Annotated in this window: 16 protein-coding genes; 9 read left to right on the top strand and 7 right to left on the bottom strand. The window is 73.8% G+C overall.

Annotated elements, in window-relative coordinates:
• Positions 1 to 86: 86 nt before the first annotated feature.
• Together allB and alc are read left to right on the top strand one after the other, a co-directional pair.
• Positions 87 to 1,451 (top strand): allantoinase AllB, encoded by a 1,365-nt coding sequence (allB, locus tag ACF089_RS30920; RefSeq protein WP_392033792.1) that lies wholly within the window; start codon positions 87 to 89, stop codon positions 1,449 to 1,451.
• Position 1,452: 1 nt separating this feature from the next.
• A complete protein-coding gene (gene alc / locus ACF089_RS30915; protein WP_392033789.1) occupies positions 1,453 to 2,655 on the top strand; it encodes an allantoicase in 1,203 nt (400 codons plus the stop codon).
• Positions 2,656 to 3,045: 390 nt separating this feature from the next.
• On the opposite strand, the gene ACF089_RS30910 is transcribed toward alc, so the two are convergent.
• On the bottom strand, positions 3,046 to 3,774 hold the full coding sequence (locus ACF089_RS30910) for an SDR family oxidoreductase (RefSeq protein WP_392033786.1): 729 nt from the start codon (positions 3,772 to 3,774) through the stop codon (positions 3,046 to 3,048).
• A 299-nt stretch (positions 3,775 to 4,073) separates the two neighbouring features.
• Between ACF089_RS30910 and ACF089_RS30905 the strand changes: the two genes are divergently transcribed.
• Positions 4,074 to 4,688 carry a dihydrofolate reductase family protein gene (locus ACF089_RS30905; RefSeq protein ID WP_392033784.1) on the top strand — a complete coding sequence of 205 codons (615 nt, stop codon included), beginning with the start codon at positions 4,074 to 4,076 and terminating at the stop codon, positions 4,686 to 4,688.
• A 12-nt stretch (positions 4,689 to 4,700) separates the two neighbouring features.
• Here ACF089_RS30905 and ACF089_RS30900 read toward each other — a convergent pair whose 3' ends face one another.
• Positions 4,701 to 4,913 carry a hypothetical protein gene (locus ACF089_RS30900; protein WP_392033781.1) on the bottom strand — a complete coding sequence of 71 codons (213 nt, stop codon included), beginning with the start codon at positions 4,911 to 4,913 and terminating at the stop codon, positions 4,701 to 4,703.
• Positions 4,914 to 5,057: 144 nt separating this feature from the next.
• Here ACF089_RS30900 and ACF089_RS30895 point away from each other — a divergent pair, with 144 nt between their 5' ends.
• Positions 5,058 to 6,317, top strand: coding sequence for a sensor histidine kinase (locus tag ACF089_RS30895; protein ID WP_392033779.1), 1,260 nt, complete (start codon positions 5,058 to 5,060; stop codon positions 6,315 to 6,317).
• Positions 6,314 to 6,991, top strand: coding sequence for a response regulator (locus ACF089_RS30890; RefSeq protein WP_392033776.1), 678 nt, complete (start codon positions 6,314 to 6,316; stop codon positions 6,989 to 6,991). Before ACF089_RS30895 ends, ACF089_RS30890 begins: the two co-directional genes overlap by 4 nt.
• A gap of 68 nt (positions 6,992 to 7,059) precedes the next feature.
• Here ACF089_RS30890 and ACF089_RS30885 read toward each other — a convergent pair whose 3' ends face one another.
• Complete coding sequence (locus ACF089_RS30885; protein ID WP_392033773.1) at positions 7,060 to 8,064, bottom strand: Gfo/Idh/MocA family oxidoreductase; 1,005 nt, start codon at positions 8,062 to 8,064, stop codon at positions 7,060 to 7,062.
• Between the two features lie 102 nt (positions 8,065 to 8,166).
• On the opposite strand from ACF089_RS30885, the gene ACF089_RS30880 reads away from it, so the two are divergent.
• The 4 genes from ACF089_RS30880 (at position 8,167) to ACF089_RS30865 (ending at position 12,303) form a co-directional block, all read left to right on the top strand.
• Positions 8,167 to 8,940 (top strand): GntR family transcriptional regulator, encoded by a 774-nt coding sequence (locus ACF089_RS30880; protein WP_392033771.1) that lies wholly within the window; start codon positions 8,167 to 8,169, stop codon positions 8,938 to 8,940.
• Positions 8,941 to 9,440: 500 nt separating this feature from the next.
• Positions 9,441 to 10,457, top strand: a complete 1,017-nt coding sequence (locus tag ACF089_RS30875; RefSeq protein WP_392033768.1) for a sugar ABC transporter substrate-binding protein — start codon at positions 9,441 to 9,443, stop codon at positions 10,455 to 10,457.
• The gene (locus ACF089_RS30870) at positions 10,454 to 11,491 is read left to right on the top strand and encodes an ABC transporter permease (protein WP_392033765.1); all 1,038 of its coding nucleotides are present in this window, start codon (positions 10,454 to 10,456) and stop codon (positions 11,489 to 11,491) included. The genes ACF089_RS30875 and ACF089_RS30870 overlap by 4 nt, the downstream gene beginning before the upstream one ends.
• Positions 11,488 to 12,303: an ATP-binding cassette domain-containing protein gene (locus tag ACF089_RS30865; protein WP_392033763.1), complete on the top strand. Its 816-nt coding sequence runs from the start codon at positions 11,488 to 11,490 to the stop codon at positions 12,301 to 12,303. Before ACF089_RS30870 ends, ACF089_RS30865 begins: the two co-directional genes overlap by 4 nt.
• A gap of 140 nt (positions 12,304 to 12,443) precedes the next feature.
• Here ACF089_RS30865 and ACF089_RS30860 read toward each other — a convergent pair whose 3' ends face one another.
• From ACF089_RS30860 to ACF089_RS30845, 4 genes are read right to left on the bottom strand one after another with little or no spacing between them, the layout of a single operon-like run.
• Positions 12,444 to 12,902: a S26 family signal peptidase gene (locus tag ACF089_RS30860; protein ID WP_392033761.1), complete on the bottom strand. Its 459-nt coding sequence runs from the start codon at positions 12,900 to 12,902 to the stop codon at positions 12,444 to 12,446.
• Position 12,903: 1 nt separating this feature from the next.
• Entirely contained in the window at positions 12,904 to 13,563 is a 660-nt protein-coding gene (locus ACF089_RS30855; RefSeq protein ID WP_392033758.1) for an ABC transporter ATP-binding protein, read from the bottom strand.
• Positions 13,557 to 15,428 carry an ABC transporter ATP-binding protein gene (locus ACF089_RS30850; RefSeq protein ID WP_392033755.1) on the bottom strand — a complete coding sequence of 624 codons (1,872 nt, stop codon included), beginning with the start codon at positions 15,426 to 15,428 and terminating at the stop codon, positions 13,557 to 13,559. Before ACF089_RS30850 ends, ACF089_RS30855 begins: the two co-directional genes overlap by 7 nt.
• Positions 15,425 to 15,955, bottom strand: a complete 531-nt coding sequence (locus ACF089_RS30845; protein ID WP_392033753.1) for a TlpA family protein disulfide reductase — start codon at positions 15,953 to 15,955, stop codon at positions 15,425 to 15,427. Before ACF089_RS30845 ends, ACF089_RS30850 begins: the two co-directional genes overlap by 4 nt.
• Positions 15,956 to 15,990 lie beyond the last annotated feature (35 nt).

Genomic DNA, 15,990 nt, shown 5'->3' with positions numbered 1-15,990 from the left:
GCGCACCCGCCGGGGAGCCCCCGCCTTCTTGACGGGCGGCCCGCCCGGGTGAAGACTCCTTCAACAGTTCGTTGAATTTCGCTCAGATGTGCGCGGAAGGAGAACGGGTGGCCGAAGGCGATGCGCGTCTGGTGCTGCGCTCCACCCGGGTGGTCACCCCGGAAGGGACCCGTCCGGCCTCGGTCGCCGTCACGGACGGCCGCATCGCGGCGGTGCTCCCGTACGGCTCCGGTGACGGGGACGGGCCCGGCGTCCGGGTCGAGGACGTCGGCGACGATGTCGTACTCCCCGGTCTGGTCGACACGCACGTCCATGTCAACGCCCCGGGCCGCACCGCCTGGGAGGGCTTCTGGAGCGCCACCCGGGCCGCGGCGGCGGGCGGCGTCACCACCCTCGTCGACATGCCCCTCAACTCCCTCCCGCCGACCACCACCGTCGCCGCGCTGCGGACCAAACGGTCGGCGGCGCGCCCCGAGGCGCACATCGACACCGGATTCTGGGGCGGCGCGGTGCCGGACAACGCCGCCGAGCTGCGCGCGCTGCACGAGGCCGGGGTCTTTGGCTTCAAATGCTTCCTGTCGCCGTCCGGGGTCGAGGAGTTCCCCGCGCTCGGCCCGGACGACCTGGCGCGCTCGATGGCGGAGATCGCCGGATTCGGCGGACTGCTGATCGTCCACGCGGAGGAGCCCGGTCATCTGACGCCCCAGCAGCCGAGCGGCCGGTACGCGGACTTCCTCGCCTCCCGCCCGAGGGAGGCGGAGCACTCCGCGATAGGGCGCGTGATCGCGCTGGCCCGGCGGTTCGGCTCGCGGGCGCACATCCTCCATCTCTCCTCGTGCGGCGCGCTCCCGGCGATCGCGGCGGCGAAGGCGGACGGCGTGCGGATCTCCGTCGAGACCTGTCCGCACTTCCTCGCCCTCACCGCCGAGGAAGTCCCCGACGGCGCCACCGAGTTCAAGTGCTGTCCGCCGATCCGCGAGGCCGCCAACCGGGACGCGCTGTGGGCGGGTCTCGCCGACGGCACGATCGACTGCGTCGTCTCCGACCACTCGCCCTGCACCCCCGATCTCAAGACCCCGGACTTCGCCTCCGCCTGGGGCGGCGTCTCCTCGCTCCAGCTGGGCCTGCCGGTGATCTGGACCGAGGCCCGCCGCCGCGGTCACTCCCTCGACGACGTGGCCCGCTGGATGTCCCGGGGCCCGGCCCGGCTCGCCGGACTGACGCACAAGGGCGCGATCGCGGTCGGGTACGACGCCGACTTCGCCGTCCTCGCCCCCGACGAGACCTTCACCGTCGACCCCGCCCGGCTCCACCACCGCAACCCGGTCACCGCGTACGCGGGCAGAACGCTGTACGGAGTCGTCCGCTCCACCTGGCTGCGCGGCGAGCGGATCGCCGTCGGCGGGGAGCCGGGCGCGCCGACCGGACGGCTGATCGAAAGGAACGGCTGACATGTCCCGCCCGCCGATCACGGACTCCGCCGCGGACCATCCGCCGGAGGCCCCCGCCGGTCATCCCCCCGACACGGCCGCGGACCGCCTCGCGGACACCGCCTTCACGGGGGCCGCCCGGCCGTACGCCGGAGGCGACCCGTACGCCGACTACCGCACGGCCGGCGAACCGCCCTCCCCGCACTGGGCCGACCTCGCCGACCGGCGGCTCGGGGCCTCGGTCATCGCCGCGAACGACGAGTTCTTCGCCCATCGCGAGCGGCTGCTGCTGCCGGGGCGGGCCGAGTTCCACCCCGACCGGTTCGGCCCCAAGGGCAAGATCATGGACGGCTGGGAGACCCGCCGCCGGCGGGGGGAGTCGGCCGAGCGGCCCCATCCGGCCGACGACGACCACGACTGGGCGCTGATCCGGCTCGGCGCGCCCGGAGTGGTGCGCGCGGTCCTGGTCGACACCGCGCACTTCCGCGGCAACCATCCGGCGGCGGTCTCGGTGGAGGCCGCCTCGGTGGCCGGTACGCCGTCCCCGGCCGAACTCCGGGGCCCCGGCGTCACCTGGACGACGCTGGTCCCCCGTACCGCCGTCGGCGGACACGCGGCGAACCGCTTCACCGTCCGCCGCGAGCGCCGCTTCACCCATCTCCGGCTCAACCAGCACCCGGACGGGGGCGTCGCCCGGCTGCGGGTGTACGGGGAGGTCGCGCCGGACCCGGAGTGGCTCGGGACGCTGGGCGTCTTCGACCTGGTCGCGCTGGAGAACGGCGGCCGGGTGGAGGACGCGTCCGACCTCTTCTACTCACCCGCCGTCCACACCATCGGGCCCGGCCGCCCGGGGCGGATGGACGACGGCTGGGAGACCCGCCGCCGCCGGGACCGGGGCCACGACTGGATCCGCTACCGGCTGGCGGAGCGGGCCCGGGTCCGGGCGGTGGAGATCGACACCGCGTATCTCGTGGGGAACAGCGCGGGCTGGGCGGCGGTCTCGCTGCGGGACGGCCCCGGCGCGCGGTGGACGGAGATCCTCCCGAGGACCCGGCTGCAGCCGGACACCCTCCACCGCTTCCGGCTGCCGGAGCCGGCGGCCGGGAGCGAGGCGCGTATCGACATTCACCCGGACGGGGGTATCGCCCGCCTCCGCCTCTTCGGCGAACTCACCCCGGACGGCGCGTCCCGCCTCGCGGCCCGCCACCGCGAACTGGGCGGCTGAACGGACGCCGGGGCCCGGGCCTCTCGGGTCCGGTGCCGCGGTGCCGGGCGACGAGAGGCCCCCGGGCCCAGGCGGTGCGGTGCCGCAGCGCCCGGTCAGGACCCGCTCCGGCGCGCCGGGACGATGACCCGGGCGCGGGTCCGGTGCCGGACCTGTTCGGGCACACGGGGTACGGCCGCCGGATGCCGGCGCGGGGCCGCGTGGGGACCGCGCCCCGGGCGATGCGCCGCCGCGGCCCGTCCTCCCGGACGCCGCCCCGGCGCACCCGGCGCCCGGATCCGTGCCGGATGCTCCCGCGTACCGACCCCGGCGGGATCCCGGGGCCGCCCACAGGAGCCGCCCGGACCGCCGCTCCCGGCCCGGCCCCGCCCGCCCGGCCCCGCCCCCGGTTCAGGCCGCGTGCCCCCCGTCCACCGAGAACTCGGCGCCGGTCACATACGCCGCCTCGTCCCCCGCCAGGAACGCCACCATCGCCGCGACCTCCTCCGGACGGCCGTAGCGGCCGACCGCCGTGCCCGCCCGCTGGGCGTCGGCGTGCGGGCCGTCCGCCGGGTTCATCGCGGTGTCCACGGGGCCCGGGTGGACCACGTTCGCGGTGATGCCCCGCTCGCCCAGCTCGCGGGCGAGCGCCTTCGTGAGGCCGGTCAGCGCCGACTTGCTCATCGCGTAGAGGGTCGCGCCGGGGCCGGGCACCCGCTGGGTGACGCAACTGCCGATCGAGACGATCCGGCCGCCGCGCTCCATCCGGCCCGCGGCCGCCTGCGAGGCGAGGAACACCCCCCGGACGTTCACCGCGAGCACCCGGTCCACCTCGTCGAGCGTCAGCCCGTCGAGCGGGCCGAGCACCCCGACGCCCGCGTTGTTGACCAGGACGTCCAGCCGCCCGAGGCCCTCGGCCGCGAGTCCGACGGCCTCGGCGCAGGCCGCCGCGTCCGCCGCGTCCGCGCGGAGCGCCAGGCCCCGCCGCCCGGTCGCCTCGATCTTCCGCACCACGTCCCGGGCGGCCTCCCCGTCCCGCGCGTAGGTGATCGCCACATCCGCCCCCTCCCGGGCGAGCCGGAGCGCGACCGCCGCGCCGATACCGCGGCTGCCACCGGTCACCAGAGCTGTCCTGGACATATGTCTCCCCTTGACTGAATCGGTCGGATCGCACGGGCCGACCGCGCGGCCGAAGGCGGCCGGACGACTTGCACCCGGGGTGCTTCCGCACCCGCCGCCCCGGCCCGGGCGGTGATCCCGCGAGGCCGTGCCGGGGGCGGCGGAACCAAGCAAAGCCGCCCCGGTCCGGTCATGCTGGCGGCAATCGGACAGGGAGGTCGGAGCGGACCCCGTACCGCCCGGCCGATGAGTTCCGGCCCCCGGCCGGGTCACCCCTGATGACCGCGAAAACACTCGTCCCACGGAAGCAGGCGGCCCCCATGACTCAGCTCGCCCTCACCACCTTCCTCACCCTCGACGGCGTCATGCAGGCCCCCGGCGGCCGCGACGAGGACCGCAGCGACGGCTTCGACCAGGGCGGCTGGTCCGTTCCCTACGGGGACGAGGACTTCGGCCGGTTCGTGACCGAGGCCTTCGAACGGGCCGGAGCGTTTCTGCTGGGGCGGCGGACCTACGAGATCTTCGCCGGATACTGGCCGAAGGTGACCGACCCCGACCATCTGATCGCCTCCCGGCTCAACTCCCTCCCCAAGTACGTGGCGTCGACCACGCTCACCCGCGCCGACTGGCACAACACCACCGTCATCGGCGGCGACCTGACCGAGGAGGTCACCGCGATCAAGGAGCGCACGGACGGCGAACTCCAGATCCACGGCAGCGGCCGGCTCGCCCAGTCGCTCCTGGCGCGCGATCTGATCGACACCCTGCGTCTGCTGGTCTTCCCGGTGGTCGTCGGCGAGGGCCTGCGGCTCTTCGCCGAGGGCGCGAAGCCCACCGCCTTCCGCCTCCTCGACTCCCGCACCACCGCATCCGGCGTCGCCATCCACACCTACGAGCGGGCCGGCCGCCCCGAGTACGGCACGTACGAACTCTGACGCCCGGGCGGTCTACCCGACCCGGTCCGAGATCATCAGGACCGCGAAGCCCACCACCGCGATCACGATATTGGTGAAAATCGCCCGGTCGTCCAGGAAACCGACGTTCTCCGTGAGGAAACGGGTGAACCCCAGCAGATGGAACCATCCCGTCAGTTCATGGACGATCCCGCTCCCGCCCCCGAGCACCAACAGCGCGCCGACGCCTTCGAGAATCTTCTTCATACGCCGATCCTGGAAGCCGCCGCGCCCCCGCCGCTTCGGTCCTCCGGATGGGCCGCGCGGCCGAAAGTCTCCGGTCCCGCGACTTTGGTACCCGCTTCCCCGCCGGACGGGACCCGGACCCGACGCTCTGCTTACGTTGGTCCCATGACGCGTACGGAATACCCCTGGCTGCTCCCCTCGGCCATGGCGGACCCCCACGACCCGGAGCTGCCGGCCGACCCGCCGCCCCCCGGGTCCGGCGGGACCGGCCGCCCCCGGGGCGCGAGGCCGCGGCGGACCGTGCGCGACTGGGTCATCGACACCCTGCTCTTCGTCTGCGCGGCCGCCGTGGGACTGGCCGCAGCCGAGGCCAGCCATCAGATGAACGAGAACCAGGCGCTCGTCGCCTTCGACCAGCTGCTCGGCGCGGCGGCCTGCTGCGCCCTGTGGCTGCGGCGGCGCTGGCCCGTCCGCCTCGCCGTGGCCCTGGTGTTCGTCGGGCTGCTCTCGCCGGTCGCCGGCGGGGCGTTCGTCGCCAGCCTGTTCAGCGTGGCGGTGCACCGGCCGTTCCGCCCCGTCGCCCTCATCGGCGCGCTGGCGCTGGCGTCCAGCCTCGTACAGCCCCTGCTGCGCGCCGACCCCACCAGCGGACTCCTCGTCTCGATCGTCGCCGGGATCGTCATGGTGCTGCTCGCGATGGGCTGGGGCATGCTCGTACGGGCCCGCCGGCAGCTCGTCGTCGTTCTGCGCGAGCGCGCCCACCGGGCCGAGGCCGAGGCCGAACTCCGGGCGGAGCAGGCGCAGCGGCTGGCCCGGGAGGCCATCGCCCGGGAGATGCACGATGTGCTCGCCCACCGGCTCACCCTGCTGAGCGTGCACGCGGGCGCGCTGGAGTTCCGGCCCGACGCACCGCCCGCCGAGGTCGCCCGCGCCGCCGGAGTGATCCGCGACAGCGCGCACGAGGCGCTCCAGGACCTGCGCCAGATCATCGGGGTGCTGCGCACCCCCGGCGAGGGGGAGGGCGACCGGCCGCAGCCGACGCTCGCCACCCTGGACGCGCTCGTCGAGGAGTCCCGCGAGGCCGGGATGAGCGTCGTCCTCGACAACCGCATCCCGGAGCCGGCCGCCGTCCCCGCCGCCATCGGGCGCACCGTCTACCGCATCGCCCAGGAGGCCCTGACCAACGCCCGCAAACACGCGCCGGGCGCCGAGGTCACGGTCGCCGTCCGGGGCGGCCCGGGCGACGGCGTCACCGTGGAGGTCGGCAATCCGCCGCCCGTCGGCGAGCCCGGCGAGGTGCCGGGATCCGGCCAGGGGCTGATCGGGCTCACCGAACGCGCCACCCTCGCCGGGGGCGCCCTGCGGCACGGCCGGACGGGTGACGGCGGATTCCGGGTGCGGGCCTGGCTACCGTGGGCGGCATGACTATCCGGTTGCTGGTCGTCGACGACGACGCGTTGGTCCGGGCGGGCCTCTCCTTCATGCTCGGCGGGGCCGACGACCTGGAGATCGTGGGGGAGGGGGCGGACGGCTCCGAGGTGCCGTCGCTGATCGACCGGCACGCGCCCGACGTGGTGCTGATGGACATCAGAATGCCCCGGGTGGACGGGCTCACCGCCACCGAGGAGCTGCGCCGCAGACCCGCCGCCCCCGAGGTCCTGGTGCTCACCACCTTCCACGCCGACGAGCAGGTGCTGAAGGCGCTGCGCGCCGGGGCCGCCGGATTCGTGCTGAAGGACACCCCGCCCGCCCAGATCGTGGAGGCGGTACGGAGGGTGGCGGCGGGCGATCCGGTGCTCTCGCCCGCCGTGACCCGGCAGCTGATGTCCCATGTGGCGGGCCGGGAGCAGGAGCGCGCCCAGGACGTCCGCGGCCGGACGGCGGCGGCGCGGCTGGAGACGCTGGCCGAGCGGGAGCGCGAGGTGGCGATCGCGGTGGGCCGGGGCCAGTCCAACGCGGAGATCGCGGCGGCGCTCTACATGAGCGTGCCGACCGTCAAGACCCATGTCTCGCGCGTCCTCGCCAAGCTGGGGCTGAACAACCGGGTGCAGATAGCGCTCCTGGTCCATGACGCGGGGCTGCTCGACGGGGACGGCTGACCCGCGCGGGCCGGGAGGCCCGGCCGGGAGGGGCCCGCGGTCTCCGCGACGCGCACCGGCCGGGAGGCTCAGCCGCCCGGGATCTCCTCGATCCGCACCGGCCGGCGCTCGGCCCTCGACAGCTCGCAGGCCTCGGCGATCCGCAGCGCCGCCAGCGCCTCCCGCCCGTCGCACGGGTTCTCCGCCTCGCCGAGCACCAGCCGGACGAAGGCGTCCAGCTCGGCCTCGTAGGCGGGCGCGAACCGCTCCAGGAAGCCGGGCCACGGCTTGTCGGCGGGCGGCGGGCCCTGCGCCTCCGTGGAGGTGATCGGCGTACGGTCGTCCCATCCCACCGCGATCTGGTCCAGCTCGCCCGCCAGCTCCATCCGCACGTCGTACCCCGCGCCGTTGCACCGGGTCGCGGTCGCGGTCGCCAGCGTGCCGTCGTCCAGGGTGAGCACCGCCGCCGCCGTGTCCACGTCGCCCGCCGCGCGGAACATCGCCGGGCCCGCGTCCGAACCGGTCGCGTACACCTCCACGACCTCCCGCCCGGTCACCCAGCGCACCATGTCGAAGTCGTGCACCAGACAGTCCCGGAACAGACCGCCGGAGAGCGGCAGATACGCGGCGGGCGGCGGCGCGGGGTCCGAGGTGATCGCCCGTACGGTGTGCAGCCGGCCCAGCCGCCCGGTCCGCAGCAGCTCCCGGGCACGGACGTACCCGGCGTCGAAACGGCGCATGAAGCCCAGCTGGAGCGCGGTCCCCGCCGACTCCGCCTCGCCGAGCGCGGCGAGGGTGCCCGGCAGATCCGCCGCCATGGGCTTCTCGCAGAAGGCCGGCAGACCGGCCCGGGCCGCGCGGCCGATCAGCTCGGCGTGCGAGGCGGTCGCCGAGGCGATCACCACCGCGTCCACGCCCCAGGAGAAGATCTCGCGCGCGCTCGGGGCCGCCGTGGCCCCCGTGCGCTCCGCGACCGCCGTCGCCCTCGCCGGATCCGTGTCCGCCACGACCAGGGAACCGACCTCCCGGTGGCGGCTCAGGACGCCCGCGTGGAAGGAGCCGATACGTCCCGTTCCGATGAGTCCGATGCGCATGGGCTCAAAATGGGGCCGGGCCCGCCGCCGTGTCAAGACTATGTCCTGACAACCGAACCGCATGGCTTCCCGTCCCCAGGGGCGGCGACTACGCTCGCCCCCGTGCCCAAGCAGCCCAGACACGTGACGGACCCGTCCCTGTCGCTCCAGCTCGGAGTGGACCGCACCAGTCCGGTCCCGCTCTACTTCCAGCTGGCCCAGCAGCTCGAAGCGGCCATCGAGAGAGGTGTCCTCACCCCCGGCAGTCTGCTCGGCAATGAGATAGAGCTGGCCCGGCGCGTGGGGCTGTCCCGCCCCACCGTGCGGCAGGCCATCCAGTCCCTGGTCGACAAGGGGCTGCTGGTGCGCCGCCGGGGCGTGGGCACCCAGGTCGTGCACAGCAAGGTCAAGCGGCCGCTGGAGCTGAGCAGCCTCTACGACGATCTGGAGGCGGCCGGTCAGCGGCCCGCGACCGAGGTGCTGCGCAACACCTCCGAGGCGGCGAACGCCCAGGTCGCGGCCGCCCTCGGGATCGCCGAGCGCAGCGAGGTCCGCCGGATCGACCGGCTGCGCTACGCCCACGGCGAGCCGATGGCCCTGCTGACCAACCACCTCCCCGCCGGGCTGCTCGACTGCGACACGGACGGGCTGGAGGCCACCGGCCTCTACCGGATGATGCGGGCCGCCGGAATCACCCTCCACAGCGCCCGCCAGTCGGTCGGCGCGCGCGCCCTCGGCGAGGAGGAGGCGCCGCTGCTCGCCGAGGAGCCGGGCGGACCCGTGCTGACCATGGAGCGCACCACCTTCGACGACACCGGACGCGCCGTCGAGTACGGCTCGCACATCTACCGCGCCTCGCGGTACTCCTTCGAGTTCCAGCTCCTGGTCCGCTCCTGACCGGCCCGGGCCGCCCGAGCCGCAGGTCTTGTCGGCGCCGACCGGGCCCCGAGCCCCGAGCCCCCTGGGCCCGGGGCGCGCCGGGCCCGCCGGAGCGCCCGCCCGCCCCTCGTACCGGCGACGCCCGCCCGCCCTCGCGTCAGAATGTTCGGACAAAGCCTTGACGGCGTCGCCCCGCCGCCGTAAAAACCTCCCCAGCCGCAACCGGGCGGCACGGGAGAGAAGGCGGATCCACCATGCGCACCCCTCCTCGCACGGCCCGCACCCCCGCCCCGCCCCGCTCCCCGACGGCCGCCGGGGCCGCCGGGCGGGCCGCCGAGACCCGCCGTACGGCCCCGGACGCCGGCCTCCCGGCCGCCCGCGAGGGACGCGGGGCGATCCACCCGGCGTACCCGATGCCCACCCTCCGACCTGCCGTGACCCATACTTGGGCGGCTGGGGCGCGACAAAACGCCCCCCGGTCGCACCGGGAAGCAGTACGGCAAGAAGGGCACGGCGTCGTGGCAAGGGCAAGGACAGGGGTACGCGCACTCGGCGCGCTGCTGGCGGTGGTGCTCGGAGCAGCGTCCCTCGCGGGATGCAGCAGCACCGGCGGCAAGCGCGCCGAGGACGCCCGCAAGGCCCAGGCCGCGGCAGGCAAGGCGGCGGTGACGACCCCCCGCTGGACTTTCGCCATGGTCACCCACTCGGGTGATGGCGACACCTTCTGGGACATCGTCCAGAAGGGCGCGGAGGAAGCCGCGGCCAAGGACAACATCAACTTCATCTACTCCAAGAACGACGAGGCCCAGCAGCAGGCCCAGCTCGTCCAGACCGCGATCGACAAGAAGGTCGACGGGCTGATCGTCACCCTCGCCAAGCCGGACGCCATGAAGGCCGTCGTCCGCAAGGCCGTCGACGCGGGCATCCCGGTGGTCACCGTCAACTCGGGATCCGAGCAGTCCAAGGCGTACGGCGCGCTCACCCACATCGGCCAGGACGAGACCGTCGCGGGCGAGGCCGTCGGCGACGAGCTGAACGCGCGGGGCAAGAAGAAGGCCGTCTGCGTCCTCCACGAGCAGGGCAACGTCGGCCACGAGCAGCGCTGCGCCGGAGCGAAGAAGACCTTCGACGGCGATCTGCGGAACCTCTATGTCGACGGCACCAACATGCCCGACGTCCAGGCGTCCATCGAGGCCAAGCTCCAGACCGACCGCTCCATCGACGCCGTCGTCACCCTGGGCGCGCCCTTCGCCGACACCGCCGTCAAGGCCAAGGAGTCCGCGGGCAGCAAGGCCGAGATCGTCACCTTCGACCTCAACGCCAAGGTCGCGAGCGCCCTCAAGAGCGGCACGCTCGGCTTCGCCGTCGACCAGCAGCCCTACCTCCAGGGGTACGAGGCGGTCGACCTGCTCTGGCTCTACCGCTACAACGCCGACGTCCTCGGCGGCGGCCGGCCCGTGCTGACCGGACCCCAGATCATCACCAAAACCGACGCCGCCGCGCTGGAGGACTACACCAGGCGGGGCACCCGATGACCGCCGCCGCGCCCCCCGCCGACGAGCGGCTGCTGCGCACCTCCCCGCTGCGCGGGCTGCTGGGCAGACCGGAGCTGGGCTCGGTCGTCGGAGCCGTCGCCGTCTTCCTCTTCTTCGCCGTCGTCGCGGACTCCTTCCTGCGCGCCGCCAGCCTCTCCACCGTGCTCTACGCGGCCTCCACCATCGGGATCATGGCGGTCCCGGTCGCCATGCTGATGATCGGCGGCGAGTTCGACCTCTCGGCCGGCGTCCTGGTGACCAGCTCCGCGCTGATCTCCTCGATGTTCAGCTACCAGATGACGGCGAACGTCTGGGTCGGGGTGCTGGTCTCCCTGCTGGTCACCCTGGCGATCGGAGTCTTCAACGGGCTGATGCTCACCCGTACCGCGCTGCCCAGCTTCATCATCACGCTCGGCACCTTCCTGATGCTGACCGGACTCAATCTCGGCTTCACCAAGCTGATCAGCGGCACGGTCTCCACCAAGTCCATCGCCGACATGGAGGGCTTCGCCTCCGCCAAGGCGCTCTTCGCCTCCGAGTTCGCCGTCGGCGACGTCACCGTCAAGGTGACCATCCTGTGGTGGATGGGGCTCGTCGCGCTGGCCACCTGGATTCTGCTGCGCACCCGGTTCGGGAACTGGATCTTCGCCGTCGGCGGCGGCGCGGACGCGGCCCGCGCGGTCGGCGTCCCGGTCGTCAAGACGAAGATCGGCCTCTACATGGGCGTCGCCTTCGCCGCCTGGATCTCGGGCCAGCACCTGCTCTTCTCCTTCGACGTGGTGCAGTCCGGCGAGGGCGTCGGCAATGAGCTGATCTACATCATCGCGGCCGTCATCGGCGGCTGTCTGATCACCGGCGGCTACGGCTCCGCGATCGGTTCGGCGGTCGGCGCGATCATCTTCGGCATGACCAGCAAGGGCATCGTGTACGCGGAGTGGAACCCGGACTGGTTCAAGTTCTTCCTCGGGGCGATGCTCCTTCTGGCCACCCTGCTGAACGCATGGGTCCGCAAGCGTGCGGAGGCGACACGATGACGGAACCCGCTCTGATCGAGCTGGACCACGTCAGCAAGCACTACGGCAACATCCGGGCCCTGGAGGGGGTGTCGCTGGAGGTCCACGCCGGGGAGATCACGTGCGTCCTCGGGGACAACGGCGCCGGCAAGTCCACCCTCATCAAGATCATCGCGGGGCTGCACCAGCACGACGCCGGCTCCTTCTCCATCGAGGGCGAGCAGATCCGCCTGGCCAACCCCCGGGCCGCCCTGGACCGGGGCATCGCCACGGTCTACCAGGACCTGGCCGTCGTGCCGCTGATGCCGGTCTGGCGGAACTTCTTCCTCGGCTCCGAGCCGACCAAGGGGGCCGGCCCCTTCAAACGGCTCGACGTCCAGCTGATGCGCGAGACGACCCGGGCCGAGCTGCTCCGGATGGGCATCGACCTCCGCGACGTCGACCAGCCCATCGGCACCCTCTCCGGCGGCGAGCGCCAGTGCGTCGCCATCGCCCGCGCCGTGCACTTCGGCGCCAAGGTGCTCGTCCTGGACGAGCCCACCGCCGCGCTCGGCGTCAAACAGTCCGGTGTGGTGCTCAAGTACGTCGCGGCCGCCCGTGACGCGGGCCTCGGCGTGGTCCTGATCACGCACAACCCCCACCACGCCTATCTGGTCGGCGACCGGTTCGTCCTCCTCAAGCGCGGAGCCATGTCCGGCAGCCACACCAAGGACTCGGTCACCCTCGACGAACTCACCCGCCAGATGGCCGGCGGCAGCGAACTCGACGACCTCCGCCACGAGCTGGAACGCGCCCCCGCCCCCCGGCTCCTCGGCGGCCCCGACTCCGTCTGAGCCCCGGGCGGCGGCGCACCCGCCTCCCGGTCCCGCACCGCCGCCCGCCCGAGCCCGGTCCCGCACCCGCACCCGTCGCCCGCCCGCCCGGTTCCGGCCCCGCACCCGCCGCGCGGTCCCGGTCCCGGTCCGGACAGGTCCTACAGGCGGCGCACCATCACGCCCAGGATCTGCCCCTCGGGGCAGGGGCCGTACTGCTTGGAGTCATGGCTCAGCGGATAGTCCCCGATCACCACCACATGCCCGGCGGGCACCCGCCCCGCGCCGCCCGCCACCCGCGACGGCATCGGATCACCCGCCACCGCCACCACCCGCTTGATGTTCCAGGACACCGCGTCCAGATCGCGCCCCACCGGCTCCCGGCCGCGCCAGGCGGTCGCCGGATCGGGATCCGGCGGGGCGATCACCGCGATCCGGCCCCGGCGCAGCGCGCCCGTACCGCGCCGGATCAGCACCCGGCTGCCCGGCAGCAGCGTCGGCGACATGCTCGTCCCGACCACCGTGATCGCCACATAGCGCCGGCGCACCAGCCACGCGGCCCCCGCCGCCGCCAGCGAGCCCGCCACCACGGCCGGGGCCCGGCGTCCGCGGCGCGCCATCTCAGACCACCTTCCCGTCCCGCAGCTCCACCGCGCGGTCGCAGCGGTCCACCATCGAGGGGTCGTGGGTGGCCATCACGACCGTCGAGCCGAACGTCTCCCGCAGACTCAGCAGCACCTCCATGACCTCGGCCCCGGTGCGTGAGTCGAGATTGCCGGTCGGCTCGTCCGCCAGCACCAGCGAGGGGCGGTTGATCAGCGCCCGGGCTATCGCCACCCGCTGCTGCTGGCCGCCGGACAGCTTCGACGGCAGCGCGCCCGCGCGCTCCTCCAGCCCCACCGCGTCCAGCAGCTCACGCGCCCGCGCCCGCTTGTCGAACGAGGTCCGGTACGGCAGGAGCGGGGCCATCACATTGTCGAGCGCGGTGAGCGTGGGCAGCAGATGGAAACGCTGGAAGACGAAGCCCACCCCGCGCCGGTACTCCGCCAGCGCACGCCGCCCGAGCCCGGTGACCGTGACGCCGTCGACCTCGATGGTCCCCGAGTCCGGCACGTCCAGCGCCCCGATGAGATGCAGCAGGGTGGACTTGCCCGAGCCGGAGGGACCGGTCAGGGCCACCACCTCGCCGCGGCTCGCCGTCACCCCCACCCGGTCGCACGCGCGCAACGGCGTCCCGGAGTCCGCCTGATAGGTCTTGCACAGTTCGCTGACGGTCAGCAACGCTTCTGAGCCTCCTCGTCCTCGGTGTAGCCGGAGGCCTGGATGCTGAAGAGCCGCGCGTAGGCGCCCCCGTCCCGCATCAGCTCCGCGTGGGTGCCCGCCTCGGTGATCCTGCCCCCGTCGAGCACCACGATCTCATCGGCCCGCCGGACCGCGCCCAGCCGGTGCGAGATCAGCAGACTGGTGGTGTCCCCCCGGTGGGCGCGCAGCCGCCGGTGGACCCGCTCCTCGGCCGCCGCGTCCAGACCCGCGCTCGGCTCGTCCAGGATCAGCAGATCCCGGCCCTCCCGCATCATGGCGCGGGCCAGCGCGAGACGCTGCCACTGGCCGCCGGAGAGCGTCACCCCGGCCTCCGCCTCGCCGTCGGCCCCCTCGCTCTCCTCGGCGAAGATCCGCGAGAGCAGCGTCTCGTACCCCCGGGGCAGCGCCTCGATCAGCTCGTCGGCCCCCGACCGGCGCGCCGCCGCGGCCACGCGCCCCCGGTCCTCCCGGTGCGCCAGATCGCCGAGACCGATGTTGTCGGCGACGGAGAAGTCGTACTCCACATAGTCCTGGAACACCGCGCTGATCCGGTCCCGCAGCCGCTCGGGGTCCATGTCCCGCAGGTCCACCCCGTCCCAGCGGATCGTGCCCCGCACCGGGTCGTAGAGCCGGCACAACAGCTTGACCAGGGTGGACTTGCCCGCGCCGTTGAGCCCCACCAGCGCGAGCGAGGAGCCGTGCGCGATCGTCAGGGTGACCCCGCGCAGCACCCAGGGGCTGTTCTCGCCGTACCGGAACCAGACGTCCTCGAAGGTGACGGCGGACCGCAGCGGCGCGGTGGGGCTCGGCTCGGCGGGCACCGGCAGATCGGGGCCGGCCGAGGTGACGTCGGTGAAGTGTCCGAGCAGCAGCAGCGCGTGGTACGCCCCGGTGCACTGGAGAAGCAGGGCGATGAGCGCGCCCTGCACCCCGGAGACGGAGGCGATGAAGGCCGAGACGTCGCCCGCGGTGAACTCGCCCCGCACCGCCGCCATGATCATCCAGGCCAGTCCGCCGGCGGCGATGAGCGTGCCCAGCGCGGTGAGCGGGGTCTGGCGCAGCAGCGAGCGCCGGTCGAGGCGCTCCTCGGCCGCGTTGATCAGCCGGGTCTCGTCGTTCATCCGCCGCAGCAGAAAGCCGCCGAGCCCGAAGAGCCGGATCTCCTTCACCGCGGCCAGATCCAGCAGCATCCGCTGGTAGAACAGCTGCCGCCGGTTCCGCGGGCTGAGCGAGAACATCACCCGGGCCCGCTCGCGGCTGAGCGAGATCTCCACCAGCAGCACGGGCAGCGCGGCGGCGGCCGTCACCACCGTCATCAGCGGCGAGACGGCGAAGAGCACCGCGATCAGCCCGGCCGCCGTGAGGAACTGCTGGACGATCGCGAAGAGCGAGGTGGTGATCCGCTCGGGCGCGCTGTACGCGGCCTCCTGCGCCAGCCGCAGCCGGTCCAGGAAGGTCGGCGACTCGAACCGGGCCATGCCGGTGAACCGGTTGACCGTCCCGTACAGCCGGTCCTGGACGACCAGCACGATGCCGCGCTGGAGCCGCGAGCGCGCGTACTCCGAGAGCGGCGGCAGCAGCGCGTACGACGTCGTCAGCAGGCCCAGCCCGGCCACCAGGAGCAGCGGCTCGGGGCCGGGGGCGCCCTCGCCGTGCTGGATCCGGTCGAGGAGCCACTTGGTCAGCAGGGCGATGCCCGCGGGCAGCAGCCCCTGGACGACCGCGAGGAGCGCGTACGACAGACAGCTCAGCGGTCCCGCCCGCCAGGTCAGGGCCAGCGCTTCGGCGGTACGGCGGAGGAGTTCCCGCGCGCCGCCCGCCCGGCCCGGCCCGGCTCCGCTCACGCGGAGGCCAGGGAGGGGAGCGCGTGGGCGCCCGCCTCCGCGTGGGCGACCCGGCCGTCCGCGCCGGCGATGACGGTGGTCGGCGTCCCGACGATGGAGAACGCCGCGCTCAGCTCGCCGGGGAAGGGCTGCACCACGATCGTGGCGATGTCCCGCAGCGGCTCGATCAGCTCGGCGGCCTCCGACTCCTCGCCGGTGATGACCACGATCGTCTGCTCGGGGGAGAGGCCGGCGGTCCCGGCGTGCTCGACGAGGTGGGGTATCGCGGCCGGGCAGGCCGGGCAGCCCGTCGACATGAAGGTGAACACGGCGGGCCGGCCCGCCAGCGCCTCCCGCGACACGGCGCGTCCGGAGAGGGCGACCGCGGAGAACGCGGGCAGCTCCTCGCCGACGACCGGGCCGCTGCGCATCGACTCGGCGCGCTCCTCCTCCTGCCGGCGCAGCCGCCGGATGACAGCGGTGATCAGCAGCAGATTCAGCAGGCCGATCGCTCCGACGAGCACAAGACCGGCGACCAGGAAGGCCATCTCTCACTCCAGTGTCAGATCGGTGGTGAAGGCGG

Source organism: Streptomyces sp. NPDC014894 (assembly GCF_043080985.1).
GTDB lineage: Bacteria > Actinomycetota > Actinomycetes > Streptomycetales > Streptomycetaceae > Streptomyces.
This window is presented reverse-complemented; position numbering and strand designations above follow the sequence as displayed.

Excerpts from the sequence above, each read along its gene's own strand:
- allB (WP_392033792.1), top strand. The coding sequence starts at position 87 with ATGTGCGCGGAAGGAGAACGGGTGGCCGAAGGCGATGCGCGTCTGGTG.
- alc (WP_392033789.1), top strand. The coding sequence starts at position 1,453 with ATGTCCCGCCCGCCGATCACGGACTCCGCCGCGGACCATCCGCCGGAG.
- ACF089_RS30910 (WP_392033786.1), bottom strand. The coding sequence starts at position 3,774 with ATGTCCAGGACAGCTCTGGTGACCGGTGGCAGCCGCGGTATCGGCGCG.
- ACF089_RS30905 (WP_392033784.1), top strand. The coding sequence starts at position 4,074 with ATGACTCAGCTCGCCCTCACCACCTTCCTCACCCTCGACGGCGTCATG.
- ACF089_RS30900 (WP_392033781.1), bottom strand. The coding sequence starts at position 4,913 with ATGAAGAAGATTCTCGAAGGCGTCGGCGCGCTGTTGGTGCTCGGGGGC.
- ACF089_RS30895 (WP_392033779.1), top strand. The coding sequence starts at position 5,058 with ATGACGCGTACGGAATACCCCTGGCTGCTCCCCTCGGCCATGGCGGAC.
- ACF089_RS30890 (WP_392033776.1), top strand. The coding sequence starts at position 6,314 with ATGACTATCCGGTTGCTGGTCGTCGACGACGACGCGTTGGTCCGGGCG.
- ACF089_RS30885 (WP_392033773.1), bottom strand. The coding sequence starts at position 8,064 with ATGCGCATCGGACTCATCGGAACGGGACGTATCGGCTCCTTCCACGCG.
- ACF089_RS30870 (WP_392033765.1), top strand. The coding sequence starts at position 10,454 with ATGACCGCCGCCGCGCCCCCCGCCGACGAGCGGCTGCTGCGCACCTCC.
- ACF089_RS30865 (WP_392033763.1), top strand. The coding sequence starts at position 11,488 with ATGACGGAACCCGCTCTGATCGAGCTGGACCACGTCAGCAAGCACTAC.
- ACF089_RS30860 (WP_392033761.1), bottom strand. The coding sequence starts at position 12,902 with ATGGCGCGCCGCGGACGCCGGGCCCCGGCCGTGGTGGCGGGCTCGCTG.
- ACF089_RS30845 (WP_392033753.1), bottom strand. The coding sequence starts at position 15,955 with ATGGCCTTCCTGGTCGCCGGTCTTGTGCTCGTCGGAGCGATCGGCCTG.